This is a genomic window from Achromobacter sp. UMC71 (assembly GCF_014170305.1).
GTDB lineage: Bacteria > Pseudomonadota > Gammaproteobacteria > Burkholderiales > Burkholderiaceae_B > Achromobacter.
This window is the reverse complement of sequence record NZ_LZZT01000005.1, coordinates 1-18,166: the sequence shown is the minus strand read 5'-3', so window position 1 is coordinate 18,166 and position 18,166 is coordinate 1. Positions and strand designations below refer to the sequence as shown.

General features: G+C 67.2%; 17 protein-coding genes. 12 read left to right on the top strand and 5 right to left on the bottom strand.

Features of this window, described 5'->3' with window-relative positions:
* The first annotated feature begins 11 nt into the window (after positions 1 to 11).
* The 9 genes from surE to rlmD all read left to right on the top strand — a co-directional run bounded on the left by surE (position 12) and on the right by rlmD (position 9,037).
* Positions 12 to 770 carry a 5'/3'-nucleotidase SurE gene (surE, locus tag A9974_RS01440; protein WP_183002417.1) on the top strand — a complete coding sequence of 253 codons (759 nt, stop codon included), beginning with the start codon at positions 12 to 14 and terminating at the stop codon, positions 768 to 770.
* Positions 755 to 1,579, top strand: coding sequence for a protein-L-isoaspartate(D-aspartate) O-methyltransferase (locus tag A9974_RS01435; RefSeq protein WP_255467961.1), 825 nt, complete (start codon positions 755 to 757; stop codon positions 1,577 to 1,579). The genes surE and A9974_RS01435 overlap by 16 nt, the downstream gene beginning before the upstream one ends.
* Positions 1,580 to 1,596: 17 nt before the next feature.
* The gene (locus tag A9974_RS01430) at positions 1,597 to 2,457 is read left to right on the top strand and encodes a peptidoglycan DD-metalloendopeptidase family protein (RefSeq protein ID WP_183002416.1); all 861 of its coding nucleotides are present in this window, start codon (positions 1,597 to 1,599) and stop codon (positions 2,455 to 2,457) included.
* Positions 2,454 to 3,233, top strand: coding sequence for a 3'-5' exonuclease (locus A9974_RS01425; RefSeq protein WP_183002415.1), 780 nt, complete (start codon positions 2,454 to 2,456; stop codon positions 3,231 to 3,233). The genes A9974_RS01430 and A9974_RS01425 overlap by 4 nt, the downstream gene beginning before the upstream one ends.
* A gap of 159 nt (positions 3,234 to 3,392) precedes the next feature.
* The gene (locus A9974_RS01420; protein ID WP_183002414.1) at positions 3,393 to 4,004 is read left to right on the top strand and encodes a hypothetical protein; all 612 of its coding nucleotides are present in this window, start codon (positions 3,393 to 3,395) and stop codon (positions 4,002 to 4,004) included.
* Between the two features lie 352 nt (positions 4,005 to 4,356).
* Positions 4,357 to 5,109: a TorF family putative porin gene (locus A9974_RS01415; protein ID WP_183002413.1), complete on the top strand. Its 753-nt coding sequence runs from the start codon at positions 4,357 to 4,359 to the stop codon at positions 5,107 to 5,109.
* Between the two features lie 155 nt (positions 5,110 to 5,264).
* The gene (locus A9974_RS01410; protein WP_183002412.1) at positions 5,265 to 6,209 is read left to right on the top strand and encodes a LysR substrate-binding domain-containing protein; all 945 of its coding nucleotides are present in this window, start codon (positions 5,265 to 5,267) and stop codon (positions 6,207 to 6,209) included.
* A 107-nt stretch (positions 6,210 to 6,316) separates the two neighbouring features.
* Positions 6,317 to 7,486 carry an MFS transporter gene (locus A9974_RS01405; protein ID WP_183002411.1) on the top strand — a complete coding sequence of 390 codons (1,170 nt, stop codon included), beginning with the start codon at positions 6,317 to 6,319 and terminating at the stop codon, positions 7,484 to 7,486.
* Between the two features lie 45 nt (positions 7,487 to 7,531).
* Positions 7,532 to 9,037, top strand: a complete 1,506-nt coding sequence (gene rlmD, locus A9974_RS01400) for a 23S rRNA (uracil(1939)-C(5))-methyltransferase RlmD (RefSeq protein WP_183002410.1) — start codon at positions 7,532 to 7,534, stop codon at positions 9,035 to 9,037.
* A gap of 64 nt (positions 9,038 to 9,101) precedes the next feature.
* Here rlmD and cueR read toward each other — a convergent pair whose 3' ends face one another.
* On the bottom strand, positions 9,102 to 9,533 hold the full coding sequence (gene cueR / locus A9974_RS01395) for a Cu(I)-responsive transcriptional regulator (protein ID WP_183002409.1): 432 nt from the start codon (positions 9,531 to 9,533) through the stop codon (positions 9,102 to 9,104).
* 33 nt (positions 9,534 to 9,566) lie between these two features.
* Positions 9,567 to 11,846 (bottom strand): heavy metal translocating P-type ATPase, encoded by a 2,280-nt coding sequence (locus A9974_RS01390; RefSeq protein ID WP_183002408.1) that lies wholly within the window; start codon positions 11,844 to 11,846, stop codon positions 9,567 to 9,569.
* Positions 11,847 to 12,009: 163 nt separating this feature from the next.
* Between A9974_RS01390 and A9974_RS01385 the strand changes: the two genes are divergently transcribed.
* The 3 genes from A9974_RS01385 to A9974_RS01375 all read left to right on the top strand — a co-directional run bounded on the left by A9974_RS01385 (position 12,010) and on the right by A9974_RS01375 (position 14,742).
* Positions 12,010 to 12,210, top strand: coding sequence for a heavy-metal-associated domain-containing protein (locus A9974_RS01385; RefSeq protein ID WP_183002407.1), 201 nt, complete (start codon positions 12,010 to 12,012; stop codon positions 12,208 to 12,210).
* Positions 12,211 to 12,378: 168 nt separating this feature from the next.
* Positions 12,379 to 13,107, top strand: coding sequence for a glutathione peroxidase (locus A9974_RS01380; protein ID WP_025136439.1), 729 nt, complete (start codon positions 12,379 to 12,381; stop codon positions 13,105 to 13,107).
* Positions 13,108 to 13,305: 198 nt separating this feature from the next.
* Positions 13,306 to 14,742 carry a dihydrolipoyl dehydrogenase gene (locus tag A9974_RS01375; RefSeq protein WP_183002406.1) on the top strand — a complete coding sequence of 479 codons (1,437 nt, stop codon included), beginning with the start codon at positions 13,306 to 13,308 and terminating at the stop codon, positions 14,740 to 14,742.
* Between the two features lie 94 nt (positions 14,743 to 14,836).
* Here the strand turns inward: A9974_RS01375 and A9974_RS01370 are convergent, their stop codons facing one another.
* The 3 genes from A9974_RS01370 to A9974_RS01360 form a co-directional block, all read right to left on the bottom strand.
* Positions 14,837 to 15,727 carry a 23S rRNA (adenine(2030)-N(6))-methyltransferase RlmJ gene (locus tag A9974_RS01370; protein ID WP_183002405.1) on the bottom strand — a complete coding sequence of 297 codons (891 nt, stop codon included), beginning with the start codon at positions 15,725 to 15,727 and terminating at the stop codon, positions 14,837 to 14,839.
* Between the two features lie 12 nt (positions 15,728 to 15,739).
* On the bottom strand, positions 15,740 to 16,495 hold the full coding sequence (ugpQ, locus tag A9974_RS01365) for a glycerophosphodiester phosphodiesterase (RefSeq protein WP_183002404.1): 756 nt from the start codon (positions 16,493 to 16,495) through the stop codon (positions 15,740 to 15,742).
* A gap of 292 nt (positions 16,496 to 16,787) precedes the next feature.
* Positions 16,788 to 18,080, bottom strand: coding sequence for a M20/M25/M40 family metallo-hydrolase (locus A9974_RS01360; RefSeq protein ID WP_183002403.1), 1,293 nt, complete (start codon positions 18,078 to 18,080; stop codon positions 16,788 to 16,790).
* Positions 18,081 to 18,166: the final 86 nt, after the last annotated feature.

The window sequence follows — 18,166 nt, the reverse complement described above, 5'->3', positions numbered from 1 at the left end:
TCGGATGCACAATGCGAATTCTGGTTTCGAACGATGATGGTTATTCGGCCCCCGGCCTCGAGGCGCTCGTCGCGGCGCTGCAGGGCCTGGGCGAGCTGACCGTCGTCGCGCCCGAGACCAACCACAGCGGCGCGTCCAACTCCCTGACGTTGAACCGCCCGCTGTCAGTGCGCACCGCGTCCAACGGCTTCATCGCCGTCAACGGCACCCCCTCCGACTGCGTCCACGTCGCCCTGACCGGGCTGATGGACACGCGTCCCGACCTGGTTGTGTCCGGCATCAACAACGGCGCCAACATGGGCGACGACACGCTCTATTCGGGCACCGTGGCCGCGGCCAGCGAAGGCTATCTGTTCGGCATCCCGTCCATCGCCTTCTCGCTGGCCGAAAAGGGCTGGGAGCACCTCGAATCGGCCGCCCGCGCCGCGCGCCTGGTGGTCGAGCGCCACCTGGCCCAGCCGCTGGCCGCGCCGGTGCTTCTCAACGTCAACATTCCCAGCCGCCGCTTCGACGACATGCATGGCTTCCAGGTCACGCGGCTGGGCAAGCGCCATCCGTCGCAGCCGGTGGTGCGCACCACCACTCCTTACGGCGATCCGGTCTACTGGATCGGGCCGGTGGGGCAGGCGGCCGACGCCGCGCCCGGCACCGATTTCCATGCGGTCGCGCAGGGCATGGTGTCGGTCACACCGCTGCGGCTGGACCTGACCCAGCACAGCCAGCTCGACGAGATCCGGACTTGGGCGGAGCCGCTATGCGTCGACGCATAAGCCAGCCGGACGTCTCGCAGGCGGTGCCCGGGCGGCCCAGCCCGGCCCGCTACGACTCTGGCCGGCTGAGCCCCGGCGTCACGCCGGCCAACAGCAATACCCGCATTTCTGCCGCTACCTTGCAGAGCCAGGCCAAGACGCCCGCGCCCGCCGCCGGCGGCAACCTGGGCCTGAACTCCGACCGCCTGCGCCAGGCCATGGTGCAACGCCTGCGCAGCCAGGGCGCGACCGACGAGCGCGTGCTCAATGCCATGGCCGCGGTGCCCCGCCACCTGTTCGTCGACGAGGCGCTGGCCAGCCGCGCCTACGAAGACGCGGCGCTGCCCATCGGCCATTCGCAAACCATTTCGCAACCTTGGGTGGTGGCGCGCATGATCGCCGCCGTCTGCGAAGACCGCACGCCCACCCGCGTGCTGGAAGTCGGCGCCGGTTGCGGCTACCAGGCCGCGGTGCTGGCGCAGTTCGTGCGCGAGGTGCATTCGATCGAACGCATCCGCGGACTGTACGAGCTGGCGCGCGAGCATCTGCGCGCCTTGCGGCTGACCACGCGCATTCGCCTGATCTACGGCGATGGCATGCTGGGCCTGCCCGGCGTGGCGCCGTTCGATGCTATCGTTGTGGCTGCCGCCGGCCTGGCCATCCCGCAAGCGCTGCTTTCGCAGCTCGCCCCGGGTGGCCGTCTGATCGCTCCCGAAGGGGGCTCGAATCAGCGCCTGGTGCTCATCGAGCGCACCGGCGCGGCCAGCTGGAAACGTACTGAATTAGAGGCCGTGCGCTTTGTGCCGCTACGGGCCGGAATACAATCTTGAGCAAACAGGAGAAACGTATGCTCAACGGGCAGTTGCAACTGACCGATCTGACCATGGGCGTGTCCATGACGCGCCTGCGCCGCCCGGTTTTCGTGGCCGGCGTCCTCAGCCTGGCCATCCTGGCCGGCTGCGCATCAAAAGGCACTCGCGCCCCGGTGGTCGACATGACCGGCGGACAGCCATCGGCTTCGGCGCAACCCGGCGGCAGCTATGTCGTCAAGCCGGGTGACACGCTCTACAAGATCGCCCGCGCCAACAACGTGGATGTCGAGAACGTCAAGCGCTGGAACAACCTCAGCGACCCCAACCAGATTTCGGTGGGACAGGTACTGAAGATGTCCGGCGGTTCGGGCGGCGTGACGCAACCCGCGCCCATCGCCAGCGCCAAGGCGCAGCCGCGCCCGCTGGACCAGCCGGCCGACACATCGGGCACGGCCGTGGCATCGTTGCCGCCGCCGACCACCACGCCCCCGCCGGTAGACACCAAGCCCGCCACGCGCGCGGCTGATGCCGGCGTCATCAACTGGGCGTGGCCGGCCGGCGGCCAGATCATGCAAGGCTTCAACAACAACAGCAAGGGCATCGACATCGCCGGCGCGTTGGGCGACCCGGTCAACGCCGCGGCAGACGGCAAGGTCATGTATAGCGGCAATGGCGTGCGTGGCCTGGGCAACCTGATCATCGTGAACCACCAGAACGGTTTCATCACGGCGTATGCGCACAACCGCACGCTGCTTGTGAAGACCGGCCAGGACGTCAAGCGCGGTGCCAAGATCGCCGAAATCGGCCAAAGCGACACCACGTCGCCGCGTCTGCATTTCGAGATCCGCCGCCAAGGCACGCCCGTGGATCCGATGCAGTACCTGCCCGCCAAATGACGCCCACCCTGGTTTTCGACCTCGAGACCATCCCCGACGCGGATGGCCTGCGCAAGCTCAATGGCTGGGGCGCCGACGTGCCCGACCACGAAGTCGTCGAACGCGCGCTGACGGCCCGCCGCGAAGCCGTCGGCCACGACTTCCTGCCGCTGCACCTGCACAAGGTCGCGGTGGTGGGCTGCGTGTTTCGCGACGACCAGGGCTTTCGCGTCAAGACGCTGGGCCAGCCGGACGATCCCGAAGCCGCCTTGCTGGCGGGCTTTTTCAAGACCATCGAACGCTACACGCCCAAGCTGGTCAGCTGGAACGGTTCGGGCTTTGACCTGCCGGTGCTGCACTACCGCAGCCTGATCCAGGGCGTGCCCGCGCCACGCTATTGGGACATGGGCGAAGAAGACCGCGATTTCAAGTTCAACAACTACATCTCGCGCTATCACAATCGCCACCTGGACCTGATGGACGTGCTGGCCAAGTACAACGGCCGCGCCAATGCGCCGCTGGACGAATTGGCCAAGCTCTGCGGCTTTCCCGGCAAGCTGGGCATGGACGGCAGCAAGGTCTGGGAAGCCTGGAGCACGGGCCGCGCCGACGAGGTCCGCGCCTATTGCGAGACCGACGTGGTCAACACCTGGCTGGTGTATTGCCGCTTTCGTTTTCTGCGCGGCGAGCTCGACCGTACCGCCTACGACGCCGAAATCGCGCTGGTGCGCGACACGCTGTCGGCCAGCGATGCGCCCCATTGGAAGGAATACCTGACTGCGTGGGACGCCAGCTGAACCACGCGTGGCATGGAATGCAAAGTGCGGAGCCCTCGGGCTCCGTTTGCACGTCTGGACAGCCGCAATCGACTGAAACATAGCTTGCGCAGGCGAAACCCGGATGAAACCGGGCGAATCGCACAATGGCCTCGCTTTCTTCACTTTCAGGAGACCTACATGTCCCGATTCGCTATCCGCTCCAACTTGGCTGCCCTGGCCATGGTCGCCGCTTCCGGCGGTTTGCTGGCCGGCACTGCCATGGCGGCTCCCACCGCCGACGGCGGCCCCGCCGCGATGCACGACGGCCAGCATGGCGGCGGTTTCCACAAAGGCATGCGCGACGGCCTGTGGATCCCTGGCCTGGGTCCCGTGTCCAAGGCGCAGGTCGATCAGCTAAAGCTGGACGACAAGCAACAAGCCCTGCTCAAGACCGCGCAGGAAGGCCAACGCGGCCTGCGCGACGCCATGCGCGCTTCCGGCGGTCAACGCCACGATCTGCTGAAGGCGCAACTGGACGCCGGCAAGCTGGACCCGCATGCGCTGGTCGACCAATCCGATAAGTCCCGCGACCAGTTCGGTTCGCAAGCCAAGCAGGTGCGCGGCCAATGGCTGGCCGTGTGGGACAGCCTGAACGATGCCCAGCGCGCCCAGGTGACCCAACTGGTCAAGGAACGCCAGGCGAAGATGCAGGAGCGTCACGCCAAGATGGAAGGCCGCCATGGCAAGGGCCCGGGTGCACCCGCTGCTCCGGGTGCGGTGCCCCCGCCGGCGCCGCCTGCCGCCAATTAAGCGCGGTCAGCCACGCCCCTTCAACCCCGCGCGGATGCCGCGCGGTGGCTCCAACCCCAGCCCGCTTGCGCAGGCTGGGGTTTTTCGTTTGCGCGCCAGGGCGTGGCTGACCCGTACTGGTGCGCAATCCCCATTTTGATGCGCCGCCGCCTGCGTCCACGGCGCCACGCACCGCCATGGTGCGGCCGGCGTGCGCATTCAGCGGGCCGCCAGCCCTCCGACACGCGATTGAAACCTGGCACGGACCTTGCTTGATGGAAAGGGAGCCGGTTACTCGCCGTTGCAAGACCGGTCCGACGGATGCGCCTCCGGCCGTCCTCCTCCTCGTTAAATCCGATCAGGACACCGCACCATGAAGAAGACGTTGCTAGCCTTGCCCGCTGTGCTTGCCGCTTGTTTCGCTGCGACGACGCAGGCCGAACCCACTGACCTGGGCGGCGGTTTCTCCCTTAGCGGCAATGCCACGATCGCCAGCGACTACCGTTTCCGCGGTTACTCGCAAACCGACTTCCGGCCCGCCGCGCAACTGGGCATCGACCTGACCCACAGCTCCGGCTTCTACCTGGGCAACTGGAACTCGAACGTTTCCAACTTCGTCTTCACCGACGGCAACCTGGAAATGGACTTTTACGGCGGTTGGAAGGGCGACGTGGGCGGCGGCTTCACGCTGGATGCCGGCGTGCTGCATTACTACTATCCGGGCTCCAGTTCGCCCAAGGGCGGCAACTACAACAACACCGACCTGTATCTGGCCGGCACCTACGGCAACTACACCCTCAAGTACTCGTACACGCCCAGCGACTTTTTCAGCACGCCCGACAGCAAGGGCACCTGGTACCTGGACGGCACCGCCAATTTCGACCTGGGCGACGGCTGGGGCCTGGTGGGCCACGTCGGCTATCAGAAGCTGAAGAACCAGGTGAACATGGACGGTGATTCCATTAGCGGCTACGTCGACTACAAGGTGGGCGTCACCAAGGACCTGAAGGGCTGGGTGCTGGGCCTGGCCGCGGTCGGCGCCAGTAAGGACAACTGGCTGCCCACCAAGTACGGCCATCCGTCGGGCCGCCTGGGCGCGGTGTTCTCGGTCTCGCGCTCGTTCTGATTTCTACGCTATCCGTGGCGGCGCCCTGACCGGCGCCGGCTTTGGGGGGCTTGATGGAGACTGCCTGCTGGGCTGTCTCCGGCAAGTCCCCTTTTTTTATGGCGGGCGGATAAAAAATATACTGTCAGACTCCCAATAAGACGCCGGCCATCTCAATGATCGAAACCCGCTTGCTGCGCCAATTCATCGCGGTGGCCGAAGAACTGCACTTCAACCGCGCGGCCGAACGGCTGCACATGGCCCAGCCGCCGTTGAGCCAGGCGATCCGCCGGCTGGAAGCCGAAGTGGGGGCGCCCCTGTTTGAACGCAACAACCGCAGCGTGGCGTTGACGCCCGCCGGCGCCGCCTTCCTGGACACGGCGCGGCGCACACTGGTGTCGCTGGAAGAGGGCGTGGCGCATACGCGTCGAGTGTCCCAGGGCATGGAAGGTCATCTGACACTGACCTTCATCAACGTTACGCCGTACCAGGCATTGCTGCGGGCCTTGCGAGACTTTCGCGCGGCCGCGCCGGCGGTGGCGTTCACCTTGCGCGAGGCTTCCACGCGCGAGCAGGTCGCGGCGCTGGAGCGCGGCGCGGCCGATGTCGGTTTCCTGCGCACCCCGGGCACCACCACGCTGGACCTCAGCTTGCAGACGATTCTGCGGGAACCCATCGCGGTGGCCTTGCCGGCCGGGCATCCTATGGCCGCGCAGTCCGAGGTCGCGCTGACCGCCCTGGCCGGCGAGGCCTTCGTGGCATCGCCCCGGGCGCTGGGGCAAGGCTTTCACGATCAGCTGGTGCAGCTTTGCCAGACGGCGGGATTTGCGCCGCGGGTGGTGCAGCAGGGCCGCCAGTTGCAGACGCTGGTGGCCCTGGTCGCCGCGGGTTTCGGCATCGCATTGCTGCCGGCCTCGTTGGCGCAGCCCGGGCGGGACGACATCGTGTTCCGGCCCCTCGCGGCCGATGCGCCGGCGAACCTGCTGCACGTGGATCTGTTGATGGGTTGGAACCATGCCCGCGCCTCGCCGGTGCGGGATCGCTTCATCGAGGCGATCCGCGATGCCATGCCGTGCCACGGGCAGGCCGTGGGCCGCATTCCGGCGCCAGGTCATGAATAAGACATGTGAGGTCTTATTCGATGATAAATAAGATATTTTACGGATATTGCCACGCTCCCTAAGCTGGCAGGCATTGTTCATCACCGGGTTTGCACCCTGGATCCGCCATGCCTGTCGCCGTCTATGTTTTCTCTCTTTGCACCTTCGCGTTCGGCCTGTCCGAATTCGTCGTCGCCGGCCTGGTGTCGGCCATGGCGGACGATCTGCATGCCCGCGTCGAGGCCGTGGGCACGGCCATCGCCGCCTATGCCTTCGGCGCGGCCCTGGGCGCGCCTTTCCTGACCGCGCTGGCCGCCCGCTGGCAAGACCGCCGCACGTTGAGCCTGGCCATGGCCGCGCTGACGGCGGGCAGCGTCGTCATCAGCCTGTCGTCCACGCTGGCCGGCCTGCTGGCGATGCGCTTCGCGGTCGGCCTGGCGCACGGCGTGTTCATGGCGGTGGCCTCGGACGCCGCCACCCGTCTGGCCGGGCCGGCGCGGGCGGGCAGGGCGCTGTCGGTGGTGTGGCTGGGCTTGACGCTGGCGCTGGCCGTCGGCGTGCCCCTGGGCACTTATCTAGGCAGCGTCTGGTCGTGGCGCGCGGTGTTCCTGGCGATGGGGGCATTGGGCCTGCTGGGCGCGGGCGGGCTGCTGGCATTGATGCCGGCGCATCCCGCCGCTGGACACGGCGCCGGGGCGCGTGCGGCCTTGCGGGCGCTGGCCCATCCGCAACTGCTGATGACGGCCGGTGTCGGCGCGCTGGTCAGCGTGGCGACCTTTTCGTTTTTCACGTTCATCTCGCCCTTTCTGCTGCAAGGGGCGGGGGCGGATATCCGCTGGCTCAGCCTGGCCATGCTGTTGTTCGGCGTGTGCACGATCGGCGGCAACCTGCTGGGCGGCTGGCTGGCCGATGCCGCCGCGCCCGATCGCAGCGCACAGTGGGCGCTGGCCGCGCTGGCGCTGAACCTGGTCGCGCTATACGCGCTGGGGCATTCCCCGGCCGCCGTGGCGCTGCTGGCCGGCGCGCTGGGGTTGTGCTTTTTCGCCATCGTCACGCTGCTGACCCTGAGGCTGCTGAAACTGGCGCAGCGCTACGTGCCCGCATCCACGGCCGCCGCGGCGGGGTTGAACATCGCCTCGTTCAATCTGGGCACCGCCCTGGGCGGGGCGCTGGGCAGCCTGGTGATCGCCGCCGGGGGGCTGGCCTACCTGCCGCTGGCCGGGGCAGCGGCGGCGCTGGCCGCGGCTGCGGCGTTGCGTGGGCAGGCTGCCCGGACTCCGCTTCGGCAGACGGCCTGAATCCTTTTACAATGCCGGGTTGCGTGTAAATCTGGACTGCGTGAGATGTCTGACGTTTTGAGTATCGAATCCCTGGATCTGGAAGCCCGGGGCATTGCCCGCCGCGATGGCAAAGTCATATTCGTGGAAGGCGCCTTGCCGGGCGAGCGGGTCACGACCGTCACCGTGCGCCGCAAGCCGTCCTATGAGATCGCGCGCGTCGACGAAGTGCTGCGGCCTTCGTCGCAGCGGGTCGTGCCGCGTTGCCCCCACTTCGGCGTCTGTGGCGGCTGTGCCATGCAGCACCTGGAGCCCAGCACCCAGGTGGCGATCAAGCAACGCTCGCTCGAAGACACCTTCTGGCACGTTGGCAAGCTGCGTCCGTCGCGCATCCTGCCGCCGCTGCAAGGCCCGACCTGGGGCTACCGCTATCGCGCGCGCCTGTCGGTGCGCGTGGTGCCGAAAAAAGGCGGCGTGCTGGTGGGCTTTCACGAGCGCAAGAGTAGCTACGTGGCCGACATGCGCGAATGCCATGTGCTGCCGCGCCACGTCAGCGACCTGCTGATGCCGCTGCGCGCCATGGTCGCGTCGATGTCCGCGCCCGACCGCCTGCCGCAGATCGAAGTGTCGCTGGGCGACGGCGTCACCGCGCTGGTGCTGCGCCACCTGGTGCCGCTGAACGACAACGATATCGCCGTGCTGCGGGCCTTTGCCGACAAGCACGCCGTGCAATGGTGGCTGCAGCCCAAGGGGCCCGAGACGGTGCATCCGCTGGTGCCCGAACACCGCGACGCGCTGACCTACACGATGCCTGAATTCGGCCTGCGCATGCCGTATCGGCCCACCGATTTCACGCAGGTCAACCACGCCATCAACCGCGCGATGGTGTCGCGCGCGCTCAAGCTGCTGGAAGTGCAGCCGACCGACCGCGTCGCCGACCTGTTCTGTGGCCTGGGCAACTTCACGCTGCCGCTGGCCACGCAGGCTCGCGAAGCCGTGGGCGTGGAAGGCAGCAAGGCGCTGACCGACCGCGCGTTCGAGGCGGCTGCCCGCCACGGACTGGGTGATCGCACCCGTTTCTCGACCCTGAACCTGTTCGAGGTCGACGCGCACTGGCTGCGCAGCCTGGGCTTTTTCGACCGCATGCTGATCGATCCGCCGCGCGAAGGCGCCCATGCCGTGTCGCAGGCGCTGGCGCAGTTGACGCCCGAAGAGCGGCCGCGCCGCATCGTCTACGTGTCCTGTAACCCGGCCACGCTGGCGCGCGACGCGTCGATCCTGGTGCACGAGGGCGGTTACCTGCTCAAGAGCGCTGGCGTCATCAACATGTTCCCGCACACCGGGCACGTGGAATCCATCGCCGTGTTCGAGTCGCTGGACGCCGCCGGGGTCCTGCAAGTGCAGGAAAACGCGCGTCTGCGCGCCATCCAGCAAGCCGCCGAGACAATGGCGGCCGAAGCTGCAAAGGCCGCCGCCGCGGCCGAGAAGAAGGTGGCCAAGCAGGCCGCCACCGACGCCTACCATGCGCGGGTTGCGGCCGAGGCCGAGGCTGCTGGGCAGAATCAGGACTGATGCAACAAGGCGGCCCCGGGATTGATCCCGAGGCCGCCTTGTCCGCTTTTGCGGCGTCCCGCGGTCAGGCCTGGTGCGTCGCCGCCAGTATCGCCCGCGCGTCCTGCTGCGGGCCGCCCAGGTTTTCCAGGATCGGACAGTCGGGCCGGTCATCCCCGTGGCAATGCTGGGCCAGGTGCTTGAGCGTGGCGGCCATGTCGCGCAGGGCGCAGGCCTTGCGCTCCAACTCCTCGACGTGTTCCAGCGCGATGCGCTTGACGTCGGCGCTGGCGCGGCTGCGGTCTTTCCATAGCGCCAGCAGCCCGTTCATCTGTTCTACTGAGAACCCCAGGTCGCGCGCGCGGCGCACGAAGCGCAGCGTGTGCAGGTCGTTCTCGCTGTAGACGCGGTAGCCCGAGTCCTTGCGCAGCGCCGGGCCGATCAGGCCGATGCTCTCGTAGTAGCGGATCATCTTGGCCGAGATGCCCGAGGCTTGCGCGGCTTGTCCAATGTTCATGTCAGGGTCTCCTGGATGGTTGGGCGCGCGGGCTCAATGCGCGGCGCGCGGCCGGAAGGTCTTCAGTCGCAGCGCGTTGCCCAGCACGAACACGCTGGACAGCGCCATGGCGCCGGCCGCGAAAATCGGCGACAGCGACAGGCCGAACGACGGGTACAGGGCCCCGGCCGCCAACGGGATCAGCGCCGCGTTGTAGGCAAAGGCCCAGAACAGGTTCTGGCGGATGTTGGCCAGCGTGGCGCGGCTGAGCGCAATCGCGTTGGGCACGCCGTGCAGATCGTCGGCCATCAGCACCACCGAGGCGGCTTCGATGGCGACGTCGGTGCCCGTGCCGATGGCGATGCCGGTATCGGCCGCCGCAAGCGCGGGGGCGTCGTTGATGCCGTCGCCCACGAAGGCCACCTTGCGGCCGCCGGCGCGCAGCGCGGTGATCGCCTCGACCTTGCCGTCGGGCAAGACCTCGGCGCGCACTTCATCGATGCCCAGCTGACGCGCCACGGCCTGGGCCGTGTGGCGGTTGTCGCCGGTGATCATGGCGGTCTTCAGGCCTTGCGCGTGCAGCGCGGCAATGGCGTCCACGGCTGACGGCTTGATGGGGTCGGTCACGGCGATCATGGCGGCGGCCTGGCCGTCGATGGCGACATAGATGGGCGTCTTGCCCTCGTTGCCCCAGCTTTCGGCGCGTTGGCCAAAGGCGCTGACGTTCACGCCGCGCTCGCGCATCAGCCGGTCGGCGCCAGCCAGCACGCGCTTGCCGGCTACCGAGGCCTCGACGCCCGCGCCGGTGATGGCCGCAAAGCCTTCCGCCGGCAGCAGCGCCAGCTTGCGCTCGGCGGCGGCGGCGACGATGGCCAGCGCGATGGGGTGTTCGGAGCGGGCCTGCACCGACGCGACCCATTGCAGCACGTCTTCGCCGCGGAACCCGGCGGCGGCTTCAAGCTCGGTCAAGGTGGGCTTGCCCAGGGTCAGCGTGCCGGTCTTGTCGAACGCGACGACATTGACGTCGCGCAGCGTCTGCAGCGCGTCGCCCTGGCGGAACAGCACGCCCATTTCGGCGGCCCGGCCCGTGCCCACCATGATGGACGTGGGCGTGGCCAGGCCCATCGCGCAAGGGCAGGCGATGATCAGCACGGCCACGGCGTTGACCAGCGCGTGCGACAGGGCCGGCGTCGGTCCCAGGAAGAACCAGGTCAGGAAGGTCAGCAGGGCCATCGCCATCACGGCCGGCACGAACCATGCGGTGACCTGGTCCACCAGCGCCTGGATCGGCAGCCGCGCGCCCTGGGCGGCTTCGACCATGCGGATGATGCGAGCCAGCATGGTGTCCGCGCCGGTGTGGGTGACGCGCAGCGTGAAGCTGCCCGACGTGTTCAGGGTGCCGCCCGTGGCTTGCATGCCGGGCTGCTTTTCGACCGGCACCGGCTCGCCCGTCAGCATTGATTCGTCGACATACGAGCTGCCTTCGATGATCTCTCCGTCCAGGGGAATCTTTTCACCGGGACGCACCAGCACCATGTCGCCCGGGCGGACTTGTTCGATCTCGACGTCCTGCGGCTGGCCGTCGCGCATCACGCGGGCGGTACGCGGTTGCAGGCCGATCAGGCGCTTGATGGCGGCGCCGGTCTTGCCCTTGGCGCGGGCTTCCAGCGTGCGGCCCAGCAGGATCAGCGTCACGATGACGGCCGCCGCTTCGAAATAGACGTTGCGCGCGGCCTCGGGCAGCCACTGCGGCGCAAAGGTCGCCACCGCCGAATAGCCCCAGGCCGCGCCGGCACCCAATGCCACCAACGAGTTCATCTCCGGCGCGCGGCGCCACAAGGCGACCAGGCCCTTGCTGAAGAAATGGCGGCCCGGCCAGGCCAGCACGGCCGTGGTCAGCACGAACTGCAGTAGCCAACTGTTCTGCTGGCCGATGGTGCCCAGTACCCAGTGGTGCATGGCGGGAATCAGGTGCGAGCCCATTTCCAGCGCGAAGACGGGCAGCGTCAGCACCAGCGCGGCGATAAAGGCATACTGCAGGCGCCGCGCTTCGGCGTCGCGGGCTTCGGACTGGCGTTCGGCGTGGTCGTCCTGGGCCACGATGGGACGGGCCTCATAGCCCATCTTGACCACGGCTGCGACCAGCGCGTCCGGTTGGGCGGCCTGCGGGTCGTAGGCGACCAGGGCGCGCTCGGTGGCCAGGTTGACCTGGGCCTGGGCCACGCCCGGCACGCGGGCCAGGGCCTTTTCCACGCGCTTGACGCAAGACGCGCAAGTCATGCCGCCGATGGCAAGTTCCAGCTCGATGGAGGGGGCAGGGGTGGCAACGCTCATGGCAGTCTCGTTTTGGGAGGGAAGCCCCAGTGTCATCCTTCCCATAATGGGAAGGTCAAGGATTATTCTACGCTTGACCTTCCTATAATGGGAAGGTTTAAGCTGGGTTCAAGCTCGCAACCGACAAGCGTTGCGGCAACCCCCGATTCCAACGGAGAACAGCATGAGCATCGAATTCCAAGTCCTCGACATGACCTGCGGCCACTGCGTCAAGACCATCACCGGCGCGGTCAATGCGGCGGCACCGGGCGCCACCGTAGCCGTGGACCTGCCGACCCACCGCGTCACCATCAGCGGCACCGATCAGGCCGACAAGGTCGAGGCCGCCATCCGCGACGCCGGCTACGAGCCGCAACGGGTCTGAGCCCACATGGCCGCCAGGCGTATGATAGATAACATCTGGCGGCAGTTATTTCGTAATTGCCAAAAACTATCAATCAAGTAAATTTATTAAATTTGAATAATTGATAGCTGCCGTTTATCATTCTTTCCATGGTGGTTAAACAAACCCCGCTACCCAAGGAGAGATTGAATGCTGCAAAACCGTGAAGGCCAACGTGTTCCCAACGTAACGTTCCCCGTCCGCGAGGGCAACACCTGGAAAAAGCTCACGTCCGACGACCTGTTCAAGAACAAGACGGTCGTGGTTTTTTCGCTTCCTGGCGCGTTCACGCCGACCTGCTCGTCCACTCATCTGCCGCGCTACAACGAACTGGCCCCGGCCTTCTTCGAAGCCGGCGTCGACAGCATCGTCTGCGTGTCCGTGAACGACACCTTCGTCATGAACGAATGGGCTAAGGACCAGGAATCGGCCAACATCACGCTGCTGCCCGACGGCAACGGCGAATTCACCGAAGGCATGGGCATGCTGGTCGACAAGAGCGACCTGGGCTTCGGCAAGCGCAGCTGGCGCTATTCCATGCTGGTCAAGGACGGCGTGGTCCAGAAGATGTTCATCGAGCCCGAAAAGGAAGGCGACCCGTTTGAAGTGTCGGACGCCGATACCATGCTGGCTCACTTCGCCCCGTCGGCCAAGAAGCCCGACCAGGTGGTCGTATTCTCCAAGCCGGGCTGCCCGTTCTGCGTGGAAGCCAAGGCGCTGCTGGATAGCAAGGGCTATGCCCCGATCGAAATCCCGCTGGAAAACAAGGTCCGCGGCCGTGTGATCGGCGCCGTGTCCGGCAAGGGCACGGCTCCCCAGGTGTTCATCAACGGTGCGTTGATCGGTGGCCTGGAAGATCTGAAGGCGCACTTCGCCTGATAGGTGGCAGGGTAGCGGTCCGACACCGCTTCCCGCCGCCGGGCCGCCCTTGCGCTCCGGCGTGCCGGTTTCCCTTATTCCGCATCTTCTGGCGGCCTCTTTGCGAGGCGGCGGGACGGCGTTCGTCCCGAGGGTGCGCAACAAGGCGGAATCCGCCTTTGAACCTTTGCTCCACGTGACAACCGGGGGACCTGATTGATGAAGACTCTGCACACCGATATCGCCGTTCTGGGCGCCGGCACCGCCGGCCTGGCCGCCTACCGCGCCGCGAAGGCCGCGGGCAAGCGCGCGCTGCTGATCGAAGGCGGCCCCTACGGCACCACCTGCGCCCGCGTCGGCTGCATGCCGTCCAAGCTGCTGATCGCCGCCGCGGAAGCGGCCCACAACGCCGCGCATACCGAGCCCTTCGGCGTGCACGTGCAGGGCGAGATCACCGTGGATGGCGTGGAAGTGATGGATCGCGTCAAGCGCGAACGTGACCGTTTTGTGGGCTTTGTGCTCGACGGGGTGGAGAACATTCCGGCCGAGGACAAGATCCGTGGCTACGCCCGCTTCGTGTCCGACACGGTGCTGCGGGTGGACGACCATACCGAGATCCACGCCTCGCGCGTGGTGATCGCAACGGGTTCCCGGCCGGCGGTGCCGCCGCCGTTCCGTGGCCTGGGTGATCGCCTGGTGCTGAATGACGACGTGTTCGCCTGGAACGACCTGCCGCGTCGCGTGGCCGTGTTCGGCCCGGGCGTGATCGGCCTGGAACTGGGCCAGGCGCTGGCGCGGCTGGGTGTGGACGTGCGCGTGTTCGGTGTCAGCGGCAGTCTGGGCGGCATCAGCGATCCGCAGGTGCGCCTGAGCGCCCGCAAGATCTTCCAGCGCGAGTTCTATCTGGATCCGGACGCGCGGGTGCTGGAAACCCAGCGTGTGGGCGACGAGGTGGAAGTGCGCTACGTGGCGCTGGACAACAGCGAGCGCACCGAGCGTTTCGACTACGCGCTGGTGGCCACCGGCCGCCGTCCGAATGTGGATGGCCTGGGGCTGGAGAACACCTCGCTGCAATTGAATGCGCAGGGCGTGCCGCTGTTTGACCGTGAAACGATGCAGGCGGGCGATTCGGCCATCTTCATCGCCGGCGATGCCAACGCCGACGCGCCGCTGTTGCACGAGGCCGCCGACGAAGGCCGCATCGCGGGCGAGAACGCGGCCCGCTACCCCGAGGTGCGCCAAGGCTTGCGCCGCGCGCCGTTGGCGGTGGTGTTTTCGGATCCGCAGATCGCGTTGGCGGGCCAGGGCCACGGCCGCCTGACGCCGGGCACGTTCGTGACGGGCGAGGTGGACTTCGGCGATCAGGGCCGTTCGCGCGTCATGCTGAAGAACCGCGGCATGCTGCACGTATATGCGGACATCGCGACGGGCCGCTTTCTGGGCGCCGAAATGGTGGGGCCGAGCGCCGAGCATATCGGCCACCTGCTGGCCTGGGCCGTGCAGCAGGAGCTGACGGTGGCGCGCATGCTGGAAATGCCGTTCTACCATCCGGTGATCGAGGAAGGCCTGCGCACGGCGCTGCGCGACGCCGCGGCCAAGCTGGTCCGCGCCCGGGACGCGCTGCGCCAGGTCGAAACGGAAGACGCCGCGGCGTAATCGCCGTCGGCTCAAAGCGAGAAGGGCTGCCCGCAAGGCAGCCCTTTTTTCATTCACTGGAGCCGGCCGTTGGACCGGCGCGGGCAGGCAGGCGTCAGTCGTCCGATTGCTTCTTGGGCACGGGGAACGGATTTTCGCGGTATTGCAGCGTGAAGCTGGCGCGGTCGTCCTGGCCCAGTTCGCGGGCCAGGTAGGGCATGGCCTGCTTCAGGGCATCGTGCAGCGTCCAGGGCGGGTTGACCAGGAACATGCCGCTGCCGTGCAGGCCGTAGCCGTCGATGGTGGCCTTCTTGACCGTCAAGGTGGCGTGCAGCCAGCTCTTGACCTTCAGGTTCTCGAAGTGGCGCGCCATTTCGCTGGCTTCGCGCCGCTGCACCAGCGGGTACCAGACGGCGAAGGTGCCGGTGGCGAAGCGCTTGATGCATTCCTTGACGGTGACGAGCGTGCGGCGGTAGTCGTTCTTGTCTTCGTACGAGGGGTCGATCAGGACCATGCCGCGGCGCGTGGGCGGCGGCAACAAGGCCTTGACGCCTTCGAAGCCGTCGTCGCCGTAGATGGTGGTCTGGCGCTGGGCGGTGCGGCCCTGATGCTCCAGGTTGACCACCAGCGCGTCGATTTCGGTGGGGTGCATTTCGAACAGGCGCAGGCGATCGGACGGGCGCAGCGCGTCCAGGGTCAGCCACGGCGAGCCGGGGTAGCGCTTGAGGCGGCCGTTGGTGTTGAACGCGCGGATGCGGGCCACGTAGTCGGCCAGGAGGGGCGGCAGGTCGTCGCGTTCCCACAGACGGCCGATGCCGTCGGCGAATTCGGACGTCTTGGCGGCCCAGTCGCTGTCCAGGCTGTAGAGCCCGGCGCCGGCGTGGGTGTCGACGACCCAGTAGGGCGCGTCCTTGCGGTTGAAGTAGTCCAGGGTGTGGATCAGGATGGCGTGCTTGAGCACGTCGGCGTGGTTGCCGGCGTGGAAGGCGTGACGGTAGCTGAACACGGGGCGTGCGCCTTAAGCGGAAGCGGCCGGCGGTATGGCGGCCAGTTCGTCGGTGAAGATGCCGTCGATGCCCCAGTCCAGCAGCAGCTTGGCGCGGGCGGGGTCGTTGACGGTCCAGGCGGCGATGCGGTAGCCGGCGGCATGCACGGCATCGATCAGCTCGGGCGTGGCGTCTTTCTGGTTGATGTTCAGGGCGACGCAGTCGTACTTGACCAGGCGGTCGAGCCAGTCGGCCGGCACTTTTTCGACGAGCAGGGCGCGCGGCAGTTCGGGCGCGGTTTCCCGTGCGGCCTGCAGGGCTTCTTCGGCGAACGAAGACAGCAGCGGCGGCACGGTGGCGTTTTTCCAGAGTTCGCGGGCGGCCAGGGCGACGGCGGCACCGGTCTCGGCTTCGCGGCCGGGGCAGGGCTTGATCTCGACGTTGCTGGCGATGCCGTTGGCGACGGTGTAGCGAGCGACGGCGGCGAAGGTGGGCAGGGGTTCGCCTGCGTAGGCGGCGGAGTGCCAGCTGCCGAAGTCGAGTTGGGCGAGTTCGCTGAAGGTCTTGGCGGCGGCCGGGCCGTGGCCATTGGAGGTGCGGTCGACGTCGTCGTCGTGCATCAGGACCAGGATGTTGTCGCTGCTGAGCTTGACGTCGTATTCGAAGATGGTGAAGCCGTGGTCATGGCCGACGCGCATGGCGGCCAGGGTGTTCTCCGGCGCCAGGCGGCCGCCGCCGCGATGGGCGATATGACGGGAATAGGGCCAGGTGGGGAGTTTTGCTGTCATTTCTTTTGTTGCTTGTTGGGTCTTTTAGGTAGGTTGCAAGGATACTCCTTCTTTTAGGCTGGGTTCTTGGGTGTTGGGGGGAGATGGGTTCTTTTCACGCCCCGGCCCGGCCCCACCGCCCCGACGCCGCTCGCGTTGGCGGATTAACCGCCGCCGGTTGGGGCGAGTTGATTGCTTGGGCTGCTGATTATGGCGGAGCGCAGTGTTTGTGACGCGTGCGGCTTTTGTCTTGCGGCGGGCTGGTGCTTGCTTGCAGATTGAGGCAAGCAAGCACCAGTGGGGGGCGGACGATCTACTTCAGCGGGGCCTTGTCTTGCGAGATGTCCATGATCATGCGGGCGGCCAGGTAGAGGCGGGGGACGATGGAGTTGATCTGGATGTACTCGGCGTCGTTGGAGTGGGCGCCGAAGCCACTCAGACCCATGCCTTCGATGACGGGGCCGCGGGCCTTGAGGGCGGCGAAGGCGGCGTCGGTGCCGCCGCCGCTGGCGCGGTCGACGACTTTCATGGACAGGTCGAGTTCTTTGTAGATGGCGACGCCGTGGGCGGCGAGGGCGCGCGAGGCGGGGGTGGCTTCCAGGGGCGGGCGGCGGACTTCGAACTTGACGGTGACTTTGGAGTCGGGCAGCAGTTTCTTTTGCACGCGCTCCTGCAGGGTGCGGGACAAGGCGTCGAAGTCGGAGACCTTCAGGGCGCGGGCGTCGGCCTGGGCGGTGGCCTGGCCGGGGATGACGTTGCGGTTGGTGCCGGCCTGGGCGACGGTCCAGTTCAGTTTCAGGCCGTCCTCGGGCTTGGACAGGTCTTTCAGTTGCAGGACCTGGTGGGCCAGTTCGTAGAGGGCGTTGACGCCGCCTTCGGGACGGGCGCCGGCGTGCGAGGTCTTGCCTTGCACGTTGAGGTAGGCCGCGCCGATGCCGCTGGTGGCCAGAGTCAGGCGGGGTTCGGCGCCGCCGCCTTCGAAGGAGAAGACGGCGTCCTGGTCGGCGCCCAGGCGGGTGATGGTGTCGCGGGCGCCGGGGGAGCTGATTTCCTCGTCGCCGTTGATCAGTACGGTGAGGGTGCCGTAGTCCTTGAAGCCGATCTTCTGCAGCAGGGCCAGGGTATGCAGGATGGTGGCCACGCCATGCTTGTCGTCGGCGATGCCCAGGCCGTAGGCGCGGTCGCCGTCGATGCGGAAGGGCTGGTCGCGGAGCATGCCGTTGCGGTAGACGGTGTCCATGTGGGCGATCAACATGATCTTCTTCTGGCCGCTGCCCTTGAATTCGGCGTGGACCATGGGGCCGACCTGTTCGGGCGTGTCGTCCAGGCGGAAGATGTCGGCCGGCTTGATGATGTCGACCTTGCCGCCCAGGGTCTTGAGGCGGTCGGCAATGAGGGCGGCGATGCGTTCCACGCCTTCGACGTCCTTGCTGCCCGATTCGATGCCGACCAGGTCGCGCATGGTGTCCAGCATGCCTTGCTTCTGGCCCTGGGCCGCTTCGTGCACGGCGGCGACGGGGGCGGCCCAGGCGGCGTGGGCGCCGCCCAGCAGGGCCAGGGCGACGGCGGCGCGCAGCATGTGCGGACGTGGGAAGGGGAACGGCATCTAGGGTCACCTTTGCGTTGTCGAAGGGGGGCGCGGGCGCCGTGGGCGCTGGCCGCGGCTTCACGATACGAGGGGCGGGGCGGGAC

What these genes read in the sequence shown, in the direction of transcription:
- surE (WP_183002417.1), top strand. Translation starts at nt 12, where the DNA reads ATGCGAATTCTGGTTTCGAACGATGATGGTTATTCGGCCCCCGGCCTC.
- A9974_RS01435 (WP_255467961.1), top strand. Translation starts at nt 755, where the DNA reads ATGCGTCGACGCATAAGCCAGCCGGACGTCTCGCAGGCGGTGCCCGGG.
- A9974_RS01430 (WP_183002416.1), top strand. Translation starts at nt 1,597, where the DNA reads ATGCTCAACGGGCAGTTGCAACTGACCGATCTGACCATGGGCGTGTCC.
- A9974_RS01425 (WP_183002415.1), top strand. Translation starts at nt 2,454, where the DNA reads ATGACGCCCACCCTGGTTTTCGACCTCGAGACCATCCCCGACGCGGAT.
- A9974_RS01420 (WP_183002414.1), top strand. Translation starts at nt 3,393, where the DNA reads ATGTCCCGATTCGCTATCCGCTCCAACTTGGCTGCCCTGGCCATGGTC.
- A9974_RS01415 (WP_183002413.1), top strand. Translation starts at nt 4,357, where the DNA reads ATGAAGAAGACGTTGCTAGCCTTGCCCGCTGTGCTTGCCGCTTGTTTC.
- A9974_RS01410 (WP_183002412.1), top strand. Translation starts at nt 5,265, where the DNA reads ATGATCGAAACCCGCTTGCTGCGCCAATTCATCGCGGTGGCCGAAGAA.
- A9974_RS01405 (WP_183002411.1), top strand. Translation starts at nt 6,317, where the DNA reads ATGCCTGTCGCCGTCTATGTTTTCTCTCTTTGCACCTTCGCGTTCGGC.
- rlmD (WP_183002410.1), top strand. Translation starts at nt 7,532, where the DNA reads ATGTCTGACGTTTTGAGTATCGAATCCCTGGATCTGGAAGCCCGGGGC.
- cueR (WP_183002409.1), bottom strand. Translation starts at nt 9,533, where the DNA reads ATGAACATTGGACAAGCCGCGCAAGCCTCGGGCATCTCGGCCAAGATG.
- A9974_RS01390 (WP_183002408.1), bottom strand. Translation starts at nt 11,846, where the DNA reads ATGAGCGTTGCCACCCCTGCCCCCTCCATCGAGCTGGAACTTGCCATC.
- A9974_RS01385 (WP_183002407.1), top strand. Translation starts at nt 12,010, where the DNA reads ATGAGCATCGAATTCCAAGTCCTCGACATGACCTGCGGCCACTGCGTC.
- A9974_RS01380 (WP_025136439.1), top strand. Translation starts at nt 12,379, where the DNA reads ATGCTGCAAAACCGTGAAGGCCAACGTGTTCCCAACGTAACGTTCCCC.
- A9974_RS01375 (WP_183002406.1), top strand. Translation starts at nt 13,306, where the DNA reads ATGAAGACTCTGCACACCGATATCGCCGTTCTGGGCGCCGGCACCGCC.
- ugpQ (WP_183002404.1), bottom strand. Translation starts at nt 16,495, where the DNA reads ATGACAGCAAAACTCCCCACCTGGCCCTATTCCCGTCATATCGCCCAT.
- A9974_RS01360 (WP_183002403.1), bottom strand. Translation starts at nt 18,080, where the DNA reads ATGCCGTTCCCCTTCCCACGTCCGCACATGCTGCGCGCCGCCGTCGCC.